Raw genomic sequence first — 18882 nt, forward strand, 5'->3', positions numbered from 1 at the left:
GACCCGGCACGGATGCGTGACCTCGCCGGATTCGCGTGACTGATACTTGATCGCGGACGGGGGGAAGCACGGCTGTGGGGCGACCGGTGAAGGGCTGGTTCCACTGCCAGGTCAAAGGGTGTGGGTGATCGCATGGGCTCGCTGGTGGCGTCGGAAGCCGTCGTGGAGCGCGGGGACAGGTTCGACTGGTTCTGCGAGACGGTGTCCAGCGACGTGATGCCGGTCATGCTCAGCACCCCGCACACGGCCGACTTCCGCGCGAAGATCACGGACCTGGACCTCGGCGTGGTGCGGTTGTCCTCCCTGGCGTGCTCACCGGTGCTCTCGCGCCGTACCTCGGCCCACGTACGGCGCGGCGATCCGGAGCACTTCCAACTGGCCCTCGTGACGCAGGGCCGTGTCCGGATCTCTCAGCGGGGCAGCGATTCGGTGGTCTCCGGGGGGCTCGTGCTCACCGACACCTCACGGCCGAGCTCGGGGGCCTGCGAAGGCGGGCAGGTGGAGACGATCGTGCTGCAGATCCCCCGCCCGGCCCTGGCGCTGCGCCCGAACCGGGTGGACCGCCTCCTCGCACAGAACCTGGCCGCGGACACCGGGTCGGGGGCGATCCTTGCCGACTTCCTGAAAACGTTGCTCACACACGGTTCGCCCTGCCGCCCGGAGGAACTGCACGGGATGGGGGCCATTGCCCTCGGTCTGGCCACCGCGTGCCTCGCGCGACAACTGGGGGACCTGGCCGAGGCGCCCGCCGAGGTCCGCACCCAGGAGACCCTGCAGCGGATCCACCGATTCATCGAGAACAACCTCGGCGACCCCGGCCTGACTCCTCAGGCGATCGCGGACCGGCACAACATGTCCCTGCGGGGTCTGCACGCTCTCTTCGCGGGCCAGGACCTGAGCATCACGGCTCGCATACGCGAAAGCCGGCTACAGCGAGCCCACGCCGACCTCGCCCGTGCGGAACTGCGCGCTCAGCCCGTCCAAGTGATCGCCGCCCGCTGGGGATTCTCCAGCGCCACCGCGTTCAGCCGGGCATTTCGCGAAGCCTACGGAACCACCCCCACCGAACACCGGGCGTCATCGCCGTCCACCCCGGGACAGGCACTCCCGGCACCGGCCGGGCGGGCCGCTCCGCGCGGATGTTAGCTTCCTCCCCGTGGCGGATCATCAAGAGCAGACCAGGGTGGCCTACGACGGCATCGTCGAGCTGTACGCGTCCATGTTCGCCGACCGGCTGGAGACGCAGCCCTTCGCGCGAGCCATGATCACCACCTTCGCCGAGCTGGTGCGGGGCACGGGGAACCCGCGAACGGCCGACGTCGGGTGCGGTCCCGGACACCTGACGGCCATGCTGCACGACCTGGGACTGGACGCCTTCGGGCTCGACCTCTCCCCGGCCATGGTCGACCACGCCCGCCGGGCCCATCCGGCGCTGCGGTTCGACGAGGCGCGCATGGAGGCCCTCCCCATCGAGGACGGCGCGCTCGGCGGCGTACTGGCCCACTACTCGATGATCCACACCCCGCCCGGGGAACTGCCCGCGCTGCTCGCCGAGCAGGTCCGCGTCCTCGCACCGGGGGGCCTGCTCCTGGTCTCGTTCTTCGGGACCGACGGACCGGATCCGGTCCCCTTCGACCACAAGGTGGCGCCCGCCTACAGCTGGCCGGCGGACCGGCTCGCCGAGTTGCTGACCGCAGCCGGCCTCGTCCCCTTCGCCAGGCTGCTCCACGACCCGGCCTCCGAGCGCGGCTTCCTCGACGCTCACCTGCTGGCCCGCAACCCCCGTCCGTAGCCGCTGAAACCGCGCCGCGAGCCGCGCCGTGAATCGCTCCGTGCATCGCGCCGTGAGTCCCATCACGCCGGCACCGTCCTGTGCACGCGTTTCCCGGTGTTAAGGTTTTGTCTGATCGATCTCGATCACAGGATTGTTACTCCCCGAGGACGTCACCTTCGTCGCCACCCGCGACGTCAAGGCGGTGGACCGCTTGAGGGGAGGCAAGGCCTGGGTAGCGCCGTGTGCGCGACCCGGGCCTTTTTTGTTGCCCGGATCCGGGCGTGAGAGATCGCGGACCGAAGCAGGATGGCCAGCGCCCCAGGATGCAAGGACGCATCATGAACACACCCGTAGCCGGACCCGGCACGCTCGCGGAGCAGATCCTCCGCGGCGTCGGCGGAGCCGAGAACATCGAGAGCCTCACGCACTGCGCGACGAGGCTGCGCTTCCAGCTCCACGACGGGGCGAAGGCCGACGCGGCCGCGCTCGATGGCCTCGACGGCGTCATGGCCACCGTGCCGCAGTCCGGTGACCGCCTCCAGATCGTGATCGGCGGAGCCGTCGCACGCGTCTACTCGGAGATCATGAACCTGCCGTCGATGAGCGGCGGCGCCGCGCCCGGCCCGAAGTCCGACGCGGACGTCAAGGCCGCGATGCGGGCCAAGAGCCGCGGCCGCTACGCCTGGGTCGACAACTTCTTCGAGTACCTGTCCGACTCGTTCCGCCCGCTCATGGGCGTCCTGCTGGGCTCCTCGCTCATCATCGCGATCGCCTCCGTCCTCGACGCCCTCGGCTTCGTCGACTTCCGCGCCGCGGACAAGTCCGCCACCTGGGTCTTCGTCGACGCCATGTGGCGCTCGGTGCTGTACTTCCTGCCGATCATGGTCGCCTACAACGCGGCCAAGAAGCTGAAGATCGACCCCTGGGTGGGCGCCGCGGTGATGGCCGCGGTGATGACCCCGAACTTCACCGGCATGCTCAACCCGAAGTCCGGCATCCCCGGCATCACCTGCACCACCAACGGGACCCTGGGTACCCAGGAGTGCGTGGCGCACGTCTTCGGACTGCCGATGCAGCTGAACGACTACGGCGGCCAGGTCTTCGTGCCGCTGCTGATGGTCGCCCTGCTCGCCCTGGTCTACAAGGGCCTGCAGCGCATCTTCCCGGAGGCCGTCCACCTGGTCTTCGTGCCGTTCTTCAGCATGCTGATCATGATCCCGATCACCGCCTTCCTCATCGGCCCGCTGGGCGTCTGGGCCGGCAACGGCCTCGGTGAGGGCCTGTCCTGGCTGAACGGCAACGCCCCGATCGTCTTCGCGATCCTCATCCCGCTGCTCTACCCGTTCCTGGTGCCGCTGGGCCTGCACTGGCCGCTGAACGCGCTGATGCTCGTGAACATCAACACCCTCGGCTACGACTTCATCCAGGGCCCGATGGGCGCATGGAACTTCGCCTGCTTCGGCGCCACCGCCGGTGTCCTGCTGCTCTCGCTGCGCCACCGCGAGAAGGAGATGCGCCAGACCGCCACCGGCGCCCTGGCCGCGGGTCTGCTCGGCGGCATCTCCGAGCCCTCGCTGTACGGCATCCACCTGCGGTTCAAGCGGATCTACCCGCGCATGCTCGTCGGCTGCCTCGTGGGCGGCGTGATCGTGGGCGTCCTGGGCGGCGTGGACACCAAGGCCTTCGCCTTCACCTCCCTGCTGACCATCCCGGTCTTCTCCCCGATGGCCACCTACGGCATCGCCATCACGGCCGCCTTCTTCGTCTCGATGGCGCTCGTGTACTTCTCCGACTTCCGCACCCCGGAGGACCGCGTCCAGGCCAACGCCGACCGCGACGCCGCCGAGGCCGCCTCCCACGGGGAGACCGCGGCAGCCGATGACCGCGAGCTCGTCACCGTCGGCGCCGCCACGGCCGCCGCGGGCGCGTCCACCGGCTCCGCCACCGCATCCGCGACCGGCTCCGTCTCCGCGTCCGCCACCGCCGCCGGTGCCCCCGCCTCCACCCCCGCCCGGGGCACCGAGCTCGCCGCGCCCGTCGCGGGCCGTGTGGTCGGCCTCGACGAGGTCGGGGACCCCGTCTTCGCCTCCCGCGCGCTCGGCGAAGGCGTGGGCATCGAGCCGGCCGACGGCCGCATCGTCGCCCCGGTCGACGGAGAGCTGATCATCGTCGCCGCCACCGGCCACGCCTTCGGCATCCGTACCGCCGACGGCATCGAGGTCCTCATCCACATCGGCATCGACACGGTGAAGATGCGCGGGGAAGGCTTCGACGTCCGCGTCGAGGCGGGTCGGCAGGTCTCCGTCGGCGACCTCCTCGCCGAGGTCGACCTCGACGCCGTGCGCGCGGCGGAGCACCCGACCGTCACCCTCATGACCGTCACCAACACCGCCGACCTCACCTCGGTCGAGCCGCACACCGGGCAGACCGTCGCCGCCGGTGCCCCCGTGGTGACCGTACGGCGGTAACGACCGTCATCGTTCCGACGCGGGCGCGCCACCTCCCGGGGGGCGCACCCGCGTCGGAACGGTTCGGGGGAGAGGGTGGCGCATGCGTGCCAGACAATGCGGGATCATTGGGCAGAACCGGACCGCGAACCGGACCGCGAACCAGAAGGAGAGCAGGCGTTGAAGGCGCTGCGTGTCCTCAACAACAACGTGGTTCTCGCGCGCGACGACAAGGGCCAGGAAGTCATCCTCACCGGTCGCGGCATCGGGTTCAGCTCCCGCCAGGGCAAGCCGGTCGACCCCGCGCTGATCGTGCGCGTCTTCGTCCCGGCGGACGGCCGCGACCCCGATCACCTGAGCGAGGTCCTCGCCCTCATCGACGAGGAGGTCCTGCGGGCCGTCGTCATCGCGCTCGACGAAGCGGGCATCGAGGGGCGCGAGTCCACCCGGCCGACCCTCGCCATCGCCGTCGCCGACCACGTGGCCGGCGCCCTGGACCGGGCCGCGCGCGGCATCGTCATCGAGTACCCGCTGCGCGCGGAGGTCCAGGCCCTGTACGCCTCCGAGTACGCCCAGGCGCAGCGGCTGCTGGACGCGATCAACGAGCGCCTGGACCCGCGCCTGGGGGACTCCGAGGCGATCGCGCTCGCGTTGCACCTGGTCAACGCGGGCTTCGCGACGGGCGACCTGTCCTTCACGTACACGATGACCGGGGTCATCCAGCAGATGCTCGCCGTCGTGCGGGAGCGGTACGGGCTGTCCGTGTCCCAGGAGTCCATGAGCGCGGCGCGGTTCATCACCCACGTGCGCTACCTCTTCGTGCGCATCCAGCAGCACCGGCAGCTGAAGGGGCACGAGACCACGATCGGCGAGGGCATCCGCCGGCACTACCCGGAGGCGACCCGCACCGCGCAGCAGTTGGCGACGATCGTCGAGCTGCGTCTGGGCGAGCACCTGAGCGAGGACGAGGTCTCCTACCTGGCACTCCACGTGGCCCGCATGACCACGGAGCCGGACGGCACCGCCGCGTAGGCGGGCCGGCGGGGGAGCCAGTGGTACGGGACGCGGATCCGCCGGCGCACCTCAGCCCGGCGGCGCGACGAGGCCGAACTCGTAGGCGAGGATCACCAGGTGGACCCGGTCGCGGGCGTCGAGTTTGGTGAAGAGCCGTGCGAGGTGGGCCTTCGCGGTGGCGACGCTGATGGTGAGCTCCCCGGCGATCTCCGCATTCGACAGACCGCGGCCGACAAGGGTCAGGACCTCGCGCTCCCGGGCCGTGACGCCGCCCGCGACCACCCGGCGGGCTTCCGGCCGGACATCGGGGGAAGGGGCGGGACGCGCCGCGAACTCCTCGATGAGACGGCGCGTGACGCCCGGCGCGATGAGGGCGTCCCCGGCGGCGACGACCCGGACCCCGTCCAGGATGGACTCCAGCGGCATGTCCTTGACGAGGAAGCCGCTCGCGCCGGCGCGGAGCGCACCGTAGACGTACTCGTCGTCGTCGAAGGTGGTGAGGACCAGGACGCGGGTCGTCGACCGCGGATCCGCGTCGATCCGGCGGGTGGCCTCGATCCCGTCCGTGCCGGGCATCCGGATATCCATGATGGCCACGTCCGGCCGCAGCCGTGCCACCAGCTCCACGGCGTCGGCGCCGTTCCCGGCCTCCCCGACCACCTCCAGGTCGGGGGTGTCGGCGATGAGGACGCGCAGCCCCGTACGGATCAGCGGTTGGTCGTCGATCAGCACGACACGGATCAACGCCCCGCCTCCTGCGGTATCGGCAGCACGGCCGCCACCCGGAAGCCGCCGTCCGGGAGCGGCCCGGCGCTGAACTCGCCGTGCAGCAGCCCGACGCGCTCCCGCATGCCGACGATGCCGTACCCGGACCCGCCGACGCTGCCCCCGCGGCCGAGGTCGACGACCTCGACGGCCAGCTCGCGGCCGCGGTGGTCGACCGTCACGGTGCAGTCCCGGGTGCCGGAGTGCCGCACCACGTTGGTGACCGCCTCCTGGACGATGCGGAAGGCCGCGAGGTCCACGTCCGAAGGCAGCTCGCGACCCTCCCCACTCCGGTGGACCTCGACCCGGACGCCGGCGGCCGCGCTCCGCCCGACCAGCCGGCCGAGGGCGGCCAGACCGGGGACCGGCTCCAGCGGCGCGGACTCCTCCTCGCCCTTGCGCAGTGCGCCGAGCATCCGGCGCAGCCCGGCGAGGGTCTCCCGGCCGGTGGCCTCGATGGCATCGAGCGCCTTGCGCGTCTCGGCGGGCTGGGTGTCCATGACCCGGCTGCCCACGCCGGCCTGGATGGTGATGATGCCGATGTTGTGGGCGACCATGTCGTGCAGCTCCCGGGCGATGCGCAGCCGCTCCGCGGTGACCGCCTGCCGCGTGACCTGGGCGCGCACCGTGTCCGCGTGCGCCCGGTTCTGACGGATCGTGTTGCCGATCAGCCAGGCGATGACGACGGTCGACGCGAGCCCGGCCGGCGCCGAGGGGTTGAAGAAGTCGCCGCGGGTCAGGTCCCAGACCGCGTAGCCCGCCAGGGTGGCGAAGCAGAGACCGGCGGCGGAAAGCGAGACCCGCCGCGGACGGGTCGCGGCGGTGTATCCGACGCCCGCGTCGGCGAGCAGGAACAGGACGAACGGCGTCTCGCCCACCGCCATCCCGAGCGAGAACACGGTGCCCGCGAGCGCGACGGCCACGGCCGCCAGCGGCGCGCGGGACAGCAGCAGCGCGCCCAGGGTCGTGACGACGGCGGTGGCCAGCAGCGGCCCGTCCTCGACGTTGCCGTTGTACTGGACCAAGTGGCGCAGCTCGTCCTGCCGTTGCAGCACGCGGACCAGGATGAGGGCCACCCAGAAGGCACCCACCCACGCACCGGGTGGCACGCGTCTGAGCAGGGACGGACGAGGAGGAGCGTTCATCGGGCGATCGTATCCGCGCCCGCCCGCCGGGACATTGGCCCGCAGGACTAATCCCCCGGGCTACCGGAAGGGCGTCGCGGTGTGAACCACCGGCCGACGCACGGACCGTACCCGCACGGGCAGCGTGGACCCCGTGATCGAATCCACTCGACTGACCAAGCGGTACGGCGACACCGTCGCCGTCGACGACCTGAGCTTCACCGTGGAACCGGGCCGGGTGACGGGGTTCCTCGGCCCCAACGGCGCGGGCAAGTCCACCACCCTGCGGATGATCCTGGGCCTCAACACGCCGACCGGCGGGACCGTCACCGTGGACGGGGTTCCCTTCGCCCGCCGCCCGCGCGGACTGCGCCACGTCGGCGCGCTGCTGGACGCCCAGGACGTGCACGGCGGACGCAGCGCGCGGGCGCACCTGTCGGCCCTGGCCCGCGGCAACCGCATCCCCCTGTCCCGCGTGGACGAGGTCCTGCGGGAAGCGGGGCTGACGAAGGCGGCGGGCCGCCGGATCGGCGGGTTCTCCCTCGGGATGAAGCAGCGCCTCGGCATCGCGGGCGCCCTGCTCGGCGATCCGCCGGTGCTGCTCTTCGACGAGCCCCTGAACGGCCTCGACCCCGAGGGCGTGCTGTGGGTGCGGGGCCTGTTCCGGCGGCTGGCGGCCGAGGGTCGCACCGTCTTCGTCTCCAGCCACATGATGGCCGAGATGGAACACACCGCCGACCGGATCATCGTCATCGGCCGGGGGCGGCTCATCGCCGACGCGAGCCTGGCGGAGTTCTCGGCGCGGCACGCCTCCCTGGGCGTGACGGTCCGGGCCCCCGACCCGGCGGCCCTGGCGGCACTGGAGGCCGTACTGGTCGCCGAGGGCGCGTCGGTGCGGCGGGAGGACGGCCCGGCGGCCCACGTCACCGGCCTGACGGCGGCCCGGATCGGCGACCTCGCCCACCGGCACCGCATCGTGCTGCACGAACTGGCCACCCACACCTCGTCACTGGAGTCGGCGTTCATGGCCCTCACCGCCGACAGTGTCGAATACAGCGCAGGAGAACCCCGATGAGCACGCCGACGGAGTCCGGCACCAGGTCGTCCGAGCGAGCGGCCGAACCCGCCGCCGGTTTCACCGACCTGCTCGCCGCCGAGTGGATCAAGATGCGCTCGCTCAGGTCCACCTACTGGGTGCTCGTCCTCAGCGCCGTGGTCGCGATCGCGATCAACGTGAACGCCGTCCACTCCGACTTCCCCTACATCGACCAGCCGCACCCCCCGATGCCCGGCGAACCCGCCTACAAGTACGACCCGTTGTTCCACGGCCTGAGCAGCATCGCGGCCGCTGTCATGGCCCTGGCGGCGGCCTCCTTCGGTGCCATCACCGTCTTCGGCGAGTACGCCACCGGGATGATCCGCACCACGTTCGCGGCCGTCCCCGACCGGCGTGCGGTGATCACGGCCAAGGTGGCCCTGGTCGCGTCGACCACGCTCCTGCTCGGCGCCCTCGTCTCCGTGGCCTCGTTCTTCACCATCAACGCGATGCTGGCCTCCCGCCACGTCGGCCTTTCGATCCAAGACCCCGGCTGCCTGCGGGCCGTCGTGGCCTACGCACTGGTCGTCCCGGTCTGCGCACTCATCGGGATGGCCTTCGGAGCAGTCCTCCGCCACGCCACGGCCTCGATCGTCGCCGTCGTGGGGATCCTCTTCATCCTGCCCCTGCTCTTCGGCGGCGACCGGTACCGAGCCCTGAAGGAGATCGGCAACCACCTCCCGCTCGCCGCCCAGGAGCGGCTGTCCCTGAACCCGGACTCCTACACCAGCCTGGGCGCCCACCCGGGCACGATCACCGGCTCCTGGATCGCGCTCGCGGGGTGGGCGCTCGTCTCGGTGATCGTCGCCGTGACGGTCGTACGACGCCGGGACGTCTGAGACCGGCTCGGCGGGTGGTTGCCCGGGGGAGTGCCGACTACGAGGCCCGCGTCTCAACGCAGCTTGAGCACGCTTCTGACGCCGGCGTGGTCGGAGGGCCACAAACCTGACGGGGTGCGGTCGGCCTGGGCATGGCCCACCCGGTGGGTCGTCAGTGCCGTGATCTTGCCGCGCACGAGCACGTAGTCGATGCGCTGCGTGAGGGCGGAGACGGCGTTGCGCAGGTCGGGGGCCTGACAGCAGGTGAAGCCCGGGTCGCGGGGGCGGGTGGCGGTCCAGGCGTCGGTGAACCCGGCTGCCAGGAGGCGGTTGTGACTCTGGGTGCTGGTTCCCGGTGTTGCCCCGACGCCGCCGGCAGCCGAGTTGAGGTCGCCGAGCAGCACGGTGGGGAGCGTGGTGTCCAGCGGGCCCGCGAGCAGTTCGGCGGCCTGTGCTTCCTGGACGGCGGGGGCGGCGGGTTCGAGATGGGTGTTCACCACTCGGACGGTGCGGCCGCGCAGCGTGGCGTCGGCCGCGACCCAGCCGCGCTCGATCCGCAGGGCCGGGTTGGGCGGGCAGCCCAGTACGGGGCGGCAGAGGGGTACGTGGCTCTGGAACCGGGCGGCCTGCGGGTTGGCCACGGAGAAGTTGCGTGCGGGCAGGTCGGTGCGGGCCAGGAGCACGTCGCGGTCGGTGAGGCGGATGTCCTGCAAACCGCCGGGCGTGGAACGCGGGGCCTCGAAGTCGCTGCCCACGGTGACGCTGGCCACGGCCGCGTAGTGCTTGCCCCGGGCGGAGAGCTCATCGAGAAGGATCTGCAGGAAGTCGTACTCGACGTGGGTGGCGCTCCCCGGCCCGGCGGGCGTCTGGCTGCGCCACAGCACGGCTTCCTGGAGGCCTACGAGGTGGGGGTCGCTCTCTGCGATCTCGTCGGCCAGGGCTTCGGCCCGCTCGGGGAAGTCCGTCGCCCGGACGTTCGCCCACACGCCGGTCACCGCGGCGACGAGCGCCTGGGGGCTGGTAGCGGCGAGAACGGGCGCGAGGTCGGCGCCGAGGTAGAGGTTGCGGGTCATGACACGCAGAGAAGTACGGCCCCCTTCGGCGGCCGAGGCCGCGCCGAGTGACCCCGGTGCGAGGAGCGCGAGTGCGCACAGAGCGGATGTGAACCAGCGGCGAGCCATGCGGGCAGCCCTTTCGGTCAAAGCGGGCGATTTCCCGCCTACTCGCCGAAATCTAGAATGGTTGACGGCATCGGGCGATCCAGGTGTGGGCCGGGCGGCCTACGGTGCGCCTGAAAGCGCCGGAGTCACCCCGGGATCCCCGGCCGGCCCGGAGCCGGGGCCGTTTGGTCCAGTACGGCCGCACCCCATATGGCACACCGCCGGGCACCGCCCCAGGCAGCTGCTGTCCGAATCCCGGACGATGCGTCACCTCGCCGGGCCGGCCCCCACGTGGCCACCTCCACCTGCACTAAGTTGACGAGAGCGGCCGAAGGAGGGCCGCCGGCCGGCACCCAGAACCCCATCGACCTTCGGAAACAGGACTCACTCCATGTCCCACGCCCTTGCGCGGCTTCATGAAATGGCCCCGGCGCCGGGTGAACGGCACCAGAAGGACTGGGATGAGGTCGAGCGCGCCCTTGGGTTCCAACTACCAGGGGACTACAAGGACTTCATCCACGCCTTCGGCGGCAGCAACTGGGACGACTATCTGTACGTCCTGGAGCCCGGCTGCCCCAACGAGAACTACGACCTCATCGCGTGGGCGAAGAACCAGGCCGAAGACCTGGAGGACCTGTGGCAGTTCGAGAGGAAGCCGGCGGAACTGGAGGTCGAGGGTTCCCGGGTCGTCCCGTGGGCGACCACGGACAACGGAGAGTGCCTCTACTGGCTCGTGCGGCCGGGCATCGAGCCGGATCGATGGACCGTCATGGTGAACGAGGCCCGCGGTGACCGGTGGGAGCATTTCCCCGTATCGTGCACGCAGTTCCTCGCGTCCTCGCTCGACGGAGAGCTGCGGTCGAGCCTTCTCTCCTCCCTGTTCCCCGGCGCAGGACATGAATTCCGCCGACTTGCCCCGGCATGACACACCGCCGCCCATCCCGTCCCACCCCGACGCGCCGCAACACCCCGTCCCGCAGCGCTAGTTCGCGGCCGAAGTCGGTGGGGTAGGAACCCCGAGCGAATTCGCCGATGGTGGGGGAGGGCTCGTATGGGTGACCGGGACCGGCTGGGCGTGGTGTTCGTCCACGGGTTCGCCTCAGGACCGAAGGTGTGGGACCGCTTCCTCTCCCTGATCGAGGGGGACGCGGACCTGGACTTCGTCGACACCCGGACCCTCGGGTACGCCACCGGGTTCGGCCGGCTGCGGCCCGACCGGGCCCTGCCCTCGCTGAGCACCGTCGCCGACCACCTGAAGACGCTCCTGGAGACCGAGCCCGCGCACCGGCCGCTGGTGCTCGTGGGCCACAGCATGGGCGGCCTGGTGATCCAGAGGTGGCTGGTGCGGATGCTCGCGGAAGGCCGCGGCCGGGAACTGGCCCGCATCCGCCGGATCGTTCTCCTGGCCTGCCCGAACGCCGGCTCCGATCTCGCCCGCGGCGCGCGCAGGCAACTGCTGGGCGGCAACCCGCAGGAGCGGCAGCTGCGCACCCTCGACGAGGACGTACGGGACACCCACACCGCCGTGCTGCGCGACATCGTCGGCGCCGACGCCGTCAGCGAGCGCACCTGCCCGATCCCGTTCTCCGTCTACGCCGCCGAGAGCGACGCCGTGGTCCCGCGCGCCTCCGCCCAGGGGGCCTTTCCCCGCAGCGGTGTGCTGCCCGGGGACCACTTCAGCGTCGTACAGCCCCGCTCCCGCGACCACGCCTCGTACGCCACGCTGCGGCACCTGCTCCGCGAGGAGGCCAGCGGCAGCGATCCGCCCGCCGTACGCCCCGTCTCGGCGTTCACGCCCAAGGCCCTCGAAGTGCACGGCGCTCCCCTCCCCGGAGGCCGCCCGGAAGACGCGGGCGACGGGCCGCTGACCCCCTACCTGCTGCGCCCGCACGACGCGCGCCTGCGCGCGGCACTCGACGCGGCACTTGCAGGCGGTACCCCGCGCCTGCTGGTCCTGACCGGCGAGTCGGCTACCGGGAAGACCCGAGCCCTGTACGAGGCGCTGCTCGACCGGGCCCCTGAGCGGCCCCTCCTCAAGCCGAGCACCGCCGCGGACCTGCTGTCGCTCCTGCGCGCGGGACGGGTGCAGGAGGGGGCGGTGCTGTGGCTGAACGAGGCGCAGCGGTTCTTCTACGGCGCCGAGGGGGAGGCCGCGGCGAACGCCCTCCACCAGCACCTGGCACGGGACGGGCGGCTCGTGGCGGTGGCGACGCTGTGGACCTGGCCGTACTGGACGCAGCTGACCGCCCCGGACCGGACCACCCACGTCGGGGCGAAGGCCCTGCTCACCCACCCGGCCCTGACGCTACGGCTGACCGTACCGCCGTACCTGGACGACCAGGACCTGACCGCGTGGGCGGAGTTGGAGGGCCTGGCCGGCGACCTGCGCCTGGGGCCGGCCCTGGAGGCGGGCCGCGCCGACGGCCGCGTCATTCAGCAGCTCACCGGCGGGCCCCAGCTGCTGGAGGCCTTCCTCTCGGGTCCGGAGGTGTTCTTCACCGCCTCGGAACACGCGCTGATCGGCGCGGCACTCGACGCCCGGCGCCTCGGCCACCACGCGCCCATGGCCCCCGGACTCCTCGCCCGGGTCGCCGACGGCGCGCTGACCCCCCGGCAGCGCAGCGGAGTTCCGGGCTGGGAGGTACGGGATCTCAAGGCACTCGGCGAAGGCACGCGCGAGGACGGCACACCGACCGCCGTCCGTACCCTCACCGCCCTGTCCGCGCTGCGGCCCCGCTCCGGTGCACCCGCGGTGTTCGAGCCCGCCGACTATCTGGAGCAGCACGTGCGCGGGCTCCGGGCGGGCCTGCGACCGCAACCGGCGCTCTGGGACGCCTTGGTGGAGTACGCCGACGATCCCGGGGACCTGGCCCGACTGGGACGGTCCGCGTGGGACCGGGGCCTGCGGCGGCACGCGGCCCTGCTGTGGCGGCGCGCCGTACTCGCGGGTGACGCCTCCGCTCCCGCCCTCCTGGTCTCGTACCTGAGGGGCCCGCTCGACCCCGCCGGCACGGTGGCCCGCTGGGCCGCCGCCCACTGTTCCCTGGAGAACCCGTTCGCCTGCTTCGACCTGCTGAAAGCGCTCGCCAACACCGACGCGCCCACCGAGGCCGTGGAAGCCGAGCTCCGGGCGCGGGGCCTGATGACCCGTCTGGAGGAGTTCTCCGTCCTCCCCCTGGTCCTGCACGCCACCCTGACGAGGCTGCGGGACGCGGGAGCGGCCCCGCTGGCCCGGGAACTGCTGGACCGGGGCGCCGTCACCCGCATGCAGCTCGGCCGCAGTCCGGGCTGGACCGGGCTGCCGGGCATCCTGAGCTTCCTCAACGATGCCGGCGCAGACGAGGCCCGCGCCGAGTTCCTGGCACGCGGTCCGGCGGCCCACCTCGACCGGGACGACCCACTGGAGACCATCTGGATGCTGGAGGCACTGCTGAGCGCCGGTGCGCGGGAGGCGGCGGAGGAACTCGTCGAGCACTGCGCGCTGGGCACAAGGACGGACGTCGCTGATGCCCGGACGGTCGCCGACCTGCTGTTTGTCCTCGACAGGTTGCGTTCCCCCGCCATGGAGGAGCTGTTGGCCCGCGACCCGACCGGCTGCGCGGACCTGCAGTACGCCGGCAGTGTCGCGTGGCTCCTGCGGGCGCTGGACGCGATCGGGGCCGACGACGCCGTGGCGCGGCTCCTCGCGCGCGACCCCGCGTCCCACGCGGACCTCGGGCACAAGGGACTCGAAGGCGTCACGCTCCTGTTGGAGACCCTCGACGGGCTCGGGGCCGCACGGGGCGCGGCGACCCTGCGCACCCGGATGGCTGCGGAGCTGGACCCGCTCGAACCGGGGGTCCTACGAGTCCTGCGGGCGCAGGCACCCGCATTGGCCCGCGAAGCGCTCGTGACCCAGTACCCGGTGGACGACCAGGACCCGGACTTCGCCGACGAGATCGGGATGCTGCTCAGCGCCTGGGCGACGGTCGGCGACCAGGAGACGGTGGGAGATCAGGAGACGGTGGGGGATCTGGAGATGGCAAGTGACCAGGAGACGGCCACCCGCGGCCTTCTCGCCCTGGATCCGGTGGCACACGCGGACCTCACGGACGCCTCGGCGGTCGCCCGGCTGCTCCGCGGACTGTTGGACTCGGGGTCGACCCTCGCCCTGCGCGCGTTGCTGGACCGGGATCCCGTCGCCCACGCCGCGACGACCGAACGCGATGCAGTGGACGAACTGCTGAGGGCCCTGCGGGACGCGGGGGCGGAGTCCGACGCCGAAGCCCTGGCGGAGCGGGCCTGGGAGGCGGGCACCGCCGTACCCGCCCGCCTCCTCCCGTACGGGTGCGGACCGGACGCCCGTCCGGCGTCGCCGTGGACCTGGGAGGACCTCCCACCGCTTCCCTGAGCACCGGTCGGGGCAAAACACCCGGAACGGGCCCAGGCGGGCCTCCGCGAAGGGGGCCCTGCGCGAGGCTGCCGCGGGAAGGCTCCGAGGACGCGCTACGCGGCGCCCGCCGCGGCCAGCACCGCGACGGGCAGGAGCAGGATCCACTGCGGCAGGCGGAGCAGCGGCCTGGACCAGCCGACGGACAGGGTGACGGCCAGGAAGGCGGCCGCGTACGCGAGGAAGTGCGCGGCCACGAACCACGCCACCATGCCGGTCCCCGGCGTACCGGCGTCCTTCAGGGAGAGGTACAGCAGAGCGAGTCCGGAGAGTGCCAAGTCGACGCTCACCATGTGCCAGACGGCGTGCAGGACGCGCTTGGGTTCGTCCGCGAGCCCAGAGGACAGCAGCGGGCGCACCACATCGCGGTGCCCGCCGACCATGTGCACCACGGCCACGCCGACCGCGGTGATGCCCGCCGCGAGAAACCAGCTGTTCATCGGACCTCGATTCCCTTGGCCACGACCGTGGCCAGCAGTGTGGCCAGCTGCCGGCCAGGGTGTTCCCCGACGAGCCCCACGTGGAAGAACACGGCCCCCGCCAGCGTGTCCAGGACCAGGTCCACCGGTGTGTCGGCCGCGATCTCCCCGCGTACCGCGGCGCGTTCGAAGACGATCAGGAGCCGTTCCTTCGACGGGGCCAGGAAGTCGCCGCGGATCCGCGCCCGCAGTTCCGGATCGGCGGCGAAGTCGGCGAGCAGCCCCGGGAGCGCCGCCGCGGCGGCGGGCGCGCGGAACTCGTCGACCAGGCCCTGGAGCAGCACGGTCAGATCCCCGGCCAGCGTTCCGGTGTCCGGGGGCGGAGCGTCATCGGTGGTCGTGAAGACGGCTTCGAAGACCAACTCCGGCTTGCCCGGCCACCGTCGGTAGATCGTGTCCTTGCCGACACCGGCCCGCGCGGCCACCGCCCCGATCGACGTCGCTGCGTAGCCGGCCTCGACCACCAGCTCCGCCGTGGCACTGATGATCGCCTCGTGCGAGCGGGGATCCCTGGGACGCCCCCTGGAGGGCTGAGAGGAACTCATGGAATTACCTTACGGGTCGACCCGTAAGGTAAACAAGAGAGTCGGCCACCCCGGACCGGCCGGATCCAGGCAGGCAGGGCATGAAGAAAGCCTCCCCGGCGGATTCTGTATCCAGCCGGAAAGGCTCACTGCTGTCGGTGGATCGACCAGGTGCTCAGGGACGACGACGGCGGCGAATCAACCGCAGCACCACTCCGGCGGCGAACAACAGTGCACCGAGGCCGCAGAGCGCGAACCCGACCCCGTTGAAGACGTCGAGGGCCAACCATGGTCCAGCCGACCGGTTCCACCATGCCACGAGGAGCAGGGAGCCGCCCAGGCCGATGAGGGCCAGGCCGCGGGCGTACCAGGTCTGCGGGTCGCGGTTGTCGATCGGCACCCGCTCGGGGTCCGGCGCCGCGAGAGCCGCCGCAGCCGCACGGCATACATGGCGGCCAGGCCGAACTGGACGACCGTGCTGCCCGCCACGATCGCCGGTACCAGCCCGCCCGGCATGTCGAGCGGATCGGGAACCATCAGGAGCCAGAACGCCAGCGCCCCGCACCACGCCACGCCGCAGACGCCGGAGATCCACAGCCCTGCCTTCGGGTGCATCGGCTTCTTCGTATTCTTGTTCACCGTCATGATGACTCCCCCCGGTTCCCTTCCGTCAGGGTAGGTGCGCGAGCTCCCTGGCGATATGCACGCTTCAGGCCGGGGAGCAGGTCCGGAGCAGGCCCCTGACGTACTGGAAGGCGGTCGGGCGGGAGGCGCCGATCGCCTGAGCGCCCCGTCCTCAGCCGTCGGCGCAGCGCGGGTCAGGGTCTGGCCGCAACCAGTTCGCCGCCGTCCGGGGGAGAGACGCGCCGCAGGGTGCGGATCGCCGGGATCGAGAGCAGCGCCACGCAGCCCGCCAGGCAGGCGCCCCCGGAGACCAGCAGCAGCCTGTCCGGGGACGCCAGCTCCGTGGCCGGTCCCGCCAGGATCTGGCCCAGGGCGATTCCGGACACCGAGCCGGCCAGCTCGTACGCGGTGACCCGGTTGAGTACCGCTGGTGGCGTGTGGGTCTGGACACTGGTCGCCCACATCACCGACCAGAACGCCCAGGCGCCACCGCCGAGGACGTGGCCCGCCAGCAGCACCGGCAGCCCGGCGCCCAGCGCCACGCAGAGTGGCAGCCCGCTGAACAGCACCATGGCCATCGCACCGGCGGCCAGCGGCCTGGCCGGGCGCAGTCGCAGCGCGAGCAGGCCTCCGAGCACCGTGCCGACACCGAGGAAGGAGACGGCCAGGCCGTACGCGTTCGGGCCGAGCCGGGCTCCGATCAGCGCTGAGCTCAGGGGCACCAGCGGGCCGAAGAGCAGCACGCCGTAGACCACCCAGATCAGGATCACGGCCCACATCCAGGTGCGGGAGCGGAACTCCTGCCAGCCCTGGCGCAGGTCGCGACGGAGGGAACTCCTCGGCACTGCGGTGGAGTCGGCCTCGGCGTGGGTATCGGCCAGGGTGCCCGCGGAGGTGCCCGCAGGGGCGAGGCGGATGAGCCCCAAGCACAGGGCGCTGAGTACGAAGGTGCCCGCATCGATCGCGTAAACGGTCCCGGCGCCGGTCAGCACGATCAGCAGCCCCGCCAGGGCCGGGCCGAGCAGTTGGGCGAGCGCGTCGGCGACTTTGAGCGTGGCGTTGGCGCGCTGCGGTTCCCGGGCGACCAGCGGGACCATCCCGTTGACCCCCGGCTGGAACATCGCGACGGCCGCACCGGCCAGTGCCGCCATGGTCACCAGCAGCCAGAACGGCGGGGTCCCGGCGAAGAACGCGGCAGCCAGGACACCCTGGGTGACCACCCGGACGAGGTCTGCGCCGACCATCATCCGGCGTGCGCCGATCCGGTCGGCGAACACCCCGCCGAACAGGACCAGGAGGACGAACGTCCCGGTCCAAGTGCCGAGGACGAAGCCGACTCCGGAGATCCCGTACAGCGGTCCGACCGCGAGCGCGGCGGCCACCGGCATCATCGCGTCGCCGACCAACGACACCGCGCGGGCGGTGAAGTACAGCATGAATCGCCGGTCCCACAAGGGGGGTCTGGCGGTCGAAGCCTCGCCCTGGACGGTCTGGGCCTGTGCTTGCGTCTGTGTCTGTGCGGTGGTCACAGGACGATGCTGGACTGGACCAATCGACCGCTCCAGTGTCCTGAACGACACGATGGGGTACTTTCGCGCCATGACCTCTCGTCCACTGCCGAAGTCCCCGGCTCTTCACCGGGTCGTGGCCGTGCTGCAGTCCCCGCAGTCGACCTTCCCCCTGGCCTGCGCGACCGAGGTGTTCGGCGACCACAGCCCGGCGATCCCCGCCCGCTACGCGTTCGAGGTCTGCGCCGAGCACCCCGGCCCGGTGCGCACCCAGGCCGGATACGACCTGCTGGTCACGACGGGCCTGGACGCGTTGGAGCGCGCGGACACCGTACTGTTCCCCGGCTGGCAGCAACCCGTCGGCACCGAAGTGTCGGCGACGCTGATCGCAGCGGTCCGCCGGGCCCACCGCCGGGGCGCGCGGGTCGTCGGCATCTGCTCGGGCGCCTTCATGCTCGCCGCAGCCGGTCTGCTGGACGATCGCAGGGCCGCGACGCACTGGGCCCAAGCCCCCGAGCTGGCCGCACGGTTCCCGCGGGTCCGGGTCGACCCCGCAGTGCTGTACGTGGACCACGGCGACGTCGCGACCAGCGCCGGATCGGCGGCAGGCGTGGACCTCTGCCTGCACCTGGTGCGCACCGACCAAGGAGCCGCGTACGCGATGCGGATCGCCCGCCAGATGGTGATGCCGCCGCACCGCGAGGGCTGCCAGTTGCAGTACGCCGAACTACCCACCTCCGGGCCGGTCGCCGACTCGCTGGCGCCGCTGCTGGAATGGCTGGGCGAGCGGCTGGACCAGCCGGTCAGCGTCGCCGAGATGGCGGTCCGCTCCCAGGTCTCGGCCCGCACGCTGACCCGGCGCTTCACCGACCAGTTGGGCATCAGTCCCGGGCGCTGGCTGCTGGACCGGCGCATCGCCGCCACCCGGGCCCTGTTGGAGGAGACCGACCTGCCCGTGGAAACCATCGCGCACCGGGTCGGCCTCTCCTCGGCCGTCAACCTGCGCCGGCGCTTCCACGAGGCCCTGCGCACCACACCCGCCGCCTACCGCCGCGCCTTCCGGGCGGACGAGGCCGGATCTGAGATCGAAACGGCGCCGCGGTGACAGGGCGGCACGCGG

At 72.0% G+C, this 18882-nt stretch carries 16 protein-coding genes; 9 read left to right on the top strand and 7 right to left on the bottom strand.

Annotated elements, in window-relative coordinates:
• Positions 1 to 120 precede the first annotated feature (120 nt).
• The 4 genes from OG276_RS37160 (at position 121) to OG276_RS37175 (ending at position 5253) form a co-directional block, all read left to right on the top strand.
• Positions 121 to 1146 (top strand): helix-turn-helix domain-containing protein, encoded by a 1026-nt coding sequence (locus OG276_RS37160; protein WP_266913609.1) that lies wholly within the window; start codon positions 121 to 123, stop codon positions 1144 to 1146.
• A gap of 10 nt (positions 1147 to 1156) precedes the next feature.
• Positions 1157 to 1792 (top strand): class I SAM-dependent methyltransferase, encoded by a 636-nt coding sequence (locus OG276_RS37165; protein ID WP_266913611.1) that lies wholly within the window; start codon positions 1157 to 1159, stop codon positions 1790 to 1792.
• 320 nt (positions 1793 to 2112) lie between these two features.
• Positions 2113 to 4242, top strand: a complete 2130-nt coding sequence (locus OG276_RS37170; protein WP_266913613.1) for a glucose PTS transporter subunit IIA — start codon at positions 2113 to 2115, stop codon at positions 4240 to 4242.
• 159 nt (positions 4243 to 4401) lie between these two features.
• Complete coding sequence (locus OG276_RS37175) at positions 4402 to 5253, top strand: PRD domain-containing protein (RefSeq protein ID WP_266913615.1); 852 nt, start codon at positions 4402 to 4404, stop codon at positions 5251 to 5253.
• Between the two features lie 51 nt (positions 5254 to 5304).
• On the opposite strand, the gene OG276_RS37180 is transcribed toward OG276_RS37175, so the two are convergent.
• Positions 5305 to 5979, bottom strand: a complete 675-nt coding sequence (locus OG276_RS37180; RefSeq protein ID WP_266913617.1) for a response regulator transcription factor — start codon at positions 5977 to 5979, stop codon at positions 5305 to 5307.
• A complete protein-coding gene (locus OG276_RS37185) occupies positions 5976 to 7145 on the bottom strand; it encodes a sensor histidine kinase (RefSeq protein WP_266913619.1) in 1170 nt (389 codons plus the stop codon). Before OG276_RS37185 ends, OG276_RS37180 begins: the two co-directional genes overlap by 4 nt.
• Before the next feature lie 133 nt (positions 7146 to 7278).
• Between OG276_RS37185 and OG276_RS37190 the strand changes: the two genes are divergently transcribed.
• Together OG276_RS37190 and OG276_RS37195 are read left to right on the top strand one after the other, a co-directional pair.
• Positions 7279 to 8199 (top strand): ABC transporter ATP-binding protein, encoded by a 921-nt coding sequence (locus OG276_RS37190; RefSeq protein WP_266913621.1) that lies wholly within the window; start codon positions 7279 to 7281, stop codon positions 8197 to 8199.
• Positions 8196 to 9059 carry an ABC transporter permease subunit gene (locus tag OG276_RS37195; RefSeq protein ID WP_266913623.1) on the top strand — a complete coding sequence of 288 codons (864 nt, stop codon included), beginning with the start codon at positions 8196 to 8198 and terminating at the stop codon, positions 9057 to 9059. Before OG276_RS37190 ends, OG276_RS37195 begins: the two co-directional genes overlap by 4 nt.
• Positions 9060 to 9112: 53 nt before the next feature.
• Here the strand turns inward: OG276_RS37195 and OG276_RS37200 are convergent, their stop codons facing one another.
• On the bottom strand, positions 9113 to 10111 hold the full coding sequence (locus tag OG276_RS37200; protein ID WP_266913625.1) for an endonuclease/exonuclease/phosphatase family protein: 999 nt from the start codon (positions 10109 to 10111) through the stop codon (positions 9113 to 9115).
• Positions 10112 to 10589: 478 nt separating this feature from the next.
• Between OG276_RS37200 and OG276_RS37205 the strand changes: the two genes are divergently transcribed.
• Both OG276_RS37205 and OG276_RS37210 read left to right on the top strand, forming a co-directional pair.
• Entirely contained in the window at positions 10590 to 11123 is a 534-nt protein-coding gene (locus OG276_RS37205; protein WP_266913627.1) for an SMI1/KNR4 family protein, read from the top strand.
• Between the two features lie 126 nt (positions 11124 to 11249).
• Positions 11250 to 14588: an alpha/beta fold hydrolase gene (locus tag OG276_RS37210; protein WP_266913629.1), complete on the top strand. Its 3339-nt coding sequence runs from the start codon at positions 11250 to 11252 to the stop codon at positions 14586 to 14588.
• A 95-nt stretch (positions 14589 to 14683) separates the two neighbouring features.
• On the opposite strand, the gene OG276_RS37215 is transcribed toward OG276_RS37210, so the two are convergent.
• The 4 genes from OG276_RS37215 to OG276_RS37230 all read right to left on the bottom strand — a co-directional run bounded on the left by OG276_RS37215 (position 14684) and on the right by OG276_RS37230 (position 17783).
• The gene (locus OG276_RS37215; RefSeq protein ID WP_266913631.1) at positions 14684 to 15067 is read right to left on the bottom strand and encodes a hypothetical protein; all 384 of its coding nucleotides are present in this window, start codon (positions 15065 to 15067) and stop codon (positions 14684 to 14686) included.
• Entirely contained in the window at positions 15064 to 15651 is a 588-nt protein-coding gene (locus tag OG276_RS37220; RefSeq protein WP_266913633.1) for a TetR/AcrR family transcriptional regulator, read from the bottom strand. The genes OG276_RS37215 and OG276_RS37220 overlap by 4 nt, the downstream gene beginning before the upstream one ends.
• 154 nt (positions 15652 to 15805) lie before the next feature.
• Positions 15806 to 16030, bottom strand: a complete 225-nt coding sequence (locus tag OG276_RS37225; RefSeq protein WP_266913635.1) for a hypothetical protein — start codon at positions 16028 to 16030, stop codon at positions 15806 to 15808.
• Between the two features lie 418 nt (positions 16031 to 16448).
• Positions 16449 to 17783 (bottom strand): MFS transporter, encoded by a 1335-nt coding sequence (locus OG276_RS37230; RefSeq protein WP_266913637.1) that lies wholly within the window; start codon positions 17781 to 17783, stop codon positions 16449 to 16451.
• Positions 17784 to 17853: 70 nt separating this feature from the next.
• Between OG276_RS37230 and OG276_RS37235 the strand changes: the two genes are divergently transcribed.
• Positions 17854 to 18867 carry a GlxA family transcriptional regulator gene (locus tag OG276_RS37235; protein ID WP_266913639.1) on the top strand — a complete coding sequence of 338 codons (1014 nt, stop codon included), beginning with the start codon at positions 17854 to 17856 and terminating at the stop codon, positions 18865 to 18867.
• Positions 18868 to 18882: the final 15 nt, after the last annotated feature.

The organism is Streptomyces sp. NBC_00086 (assembly GCF_026343255.1).
Classification (GTDB): domain Bacteria; phylum Actinomycetota; class Actinomycetes; order Streptomycetales; family Streptomycetaceae; genus Streptomyces.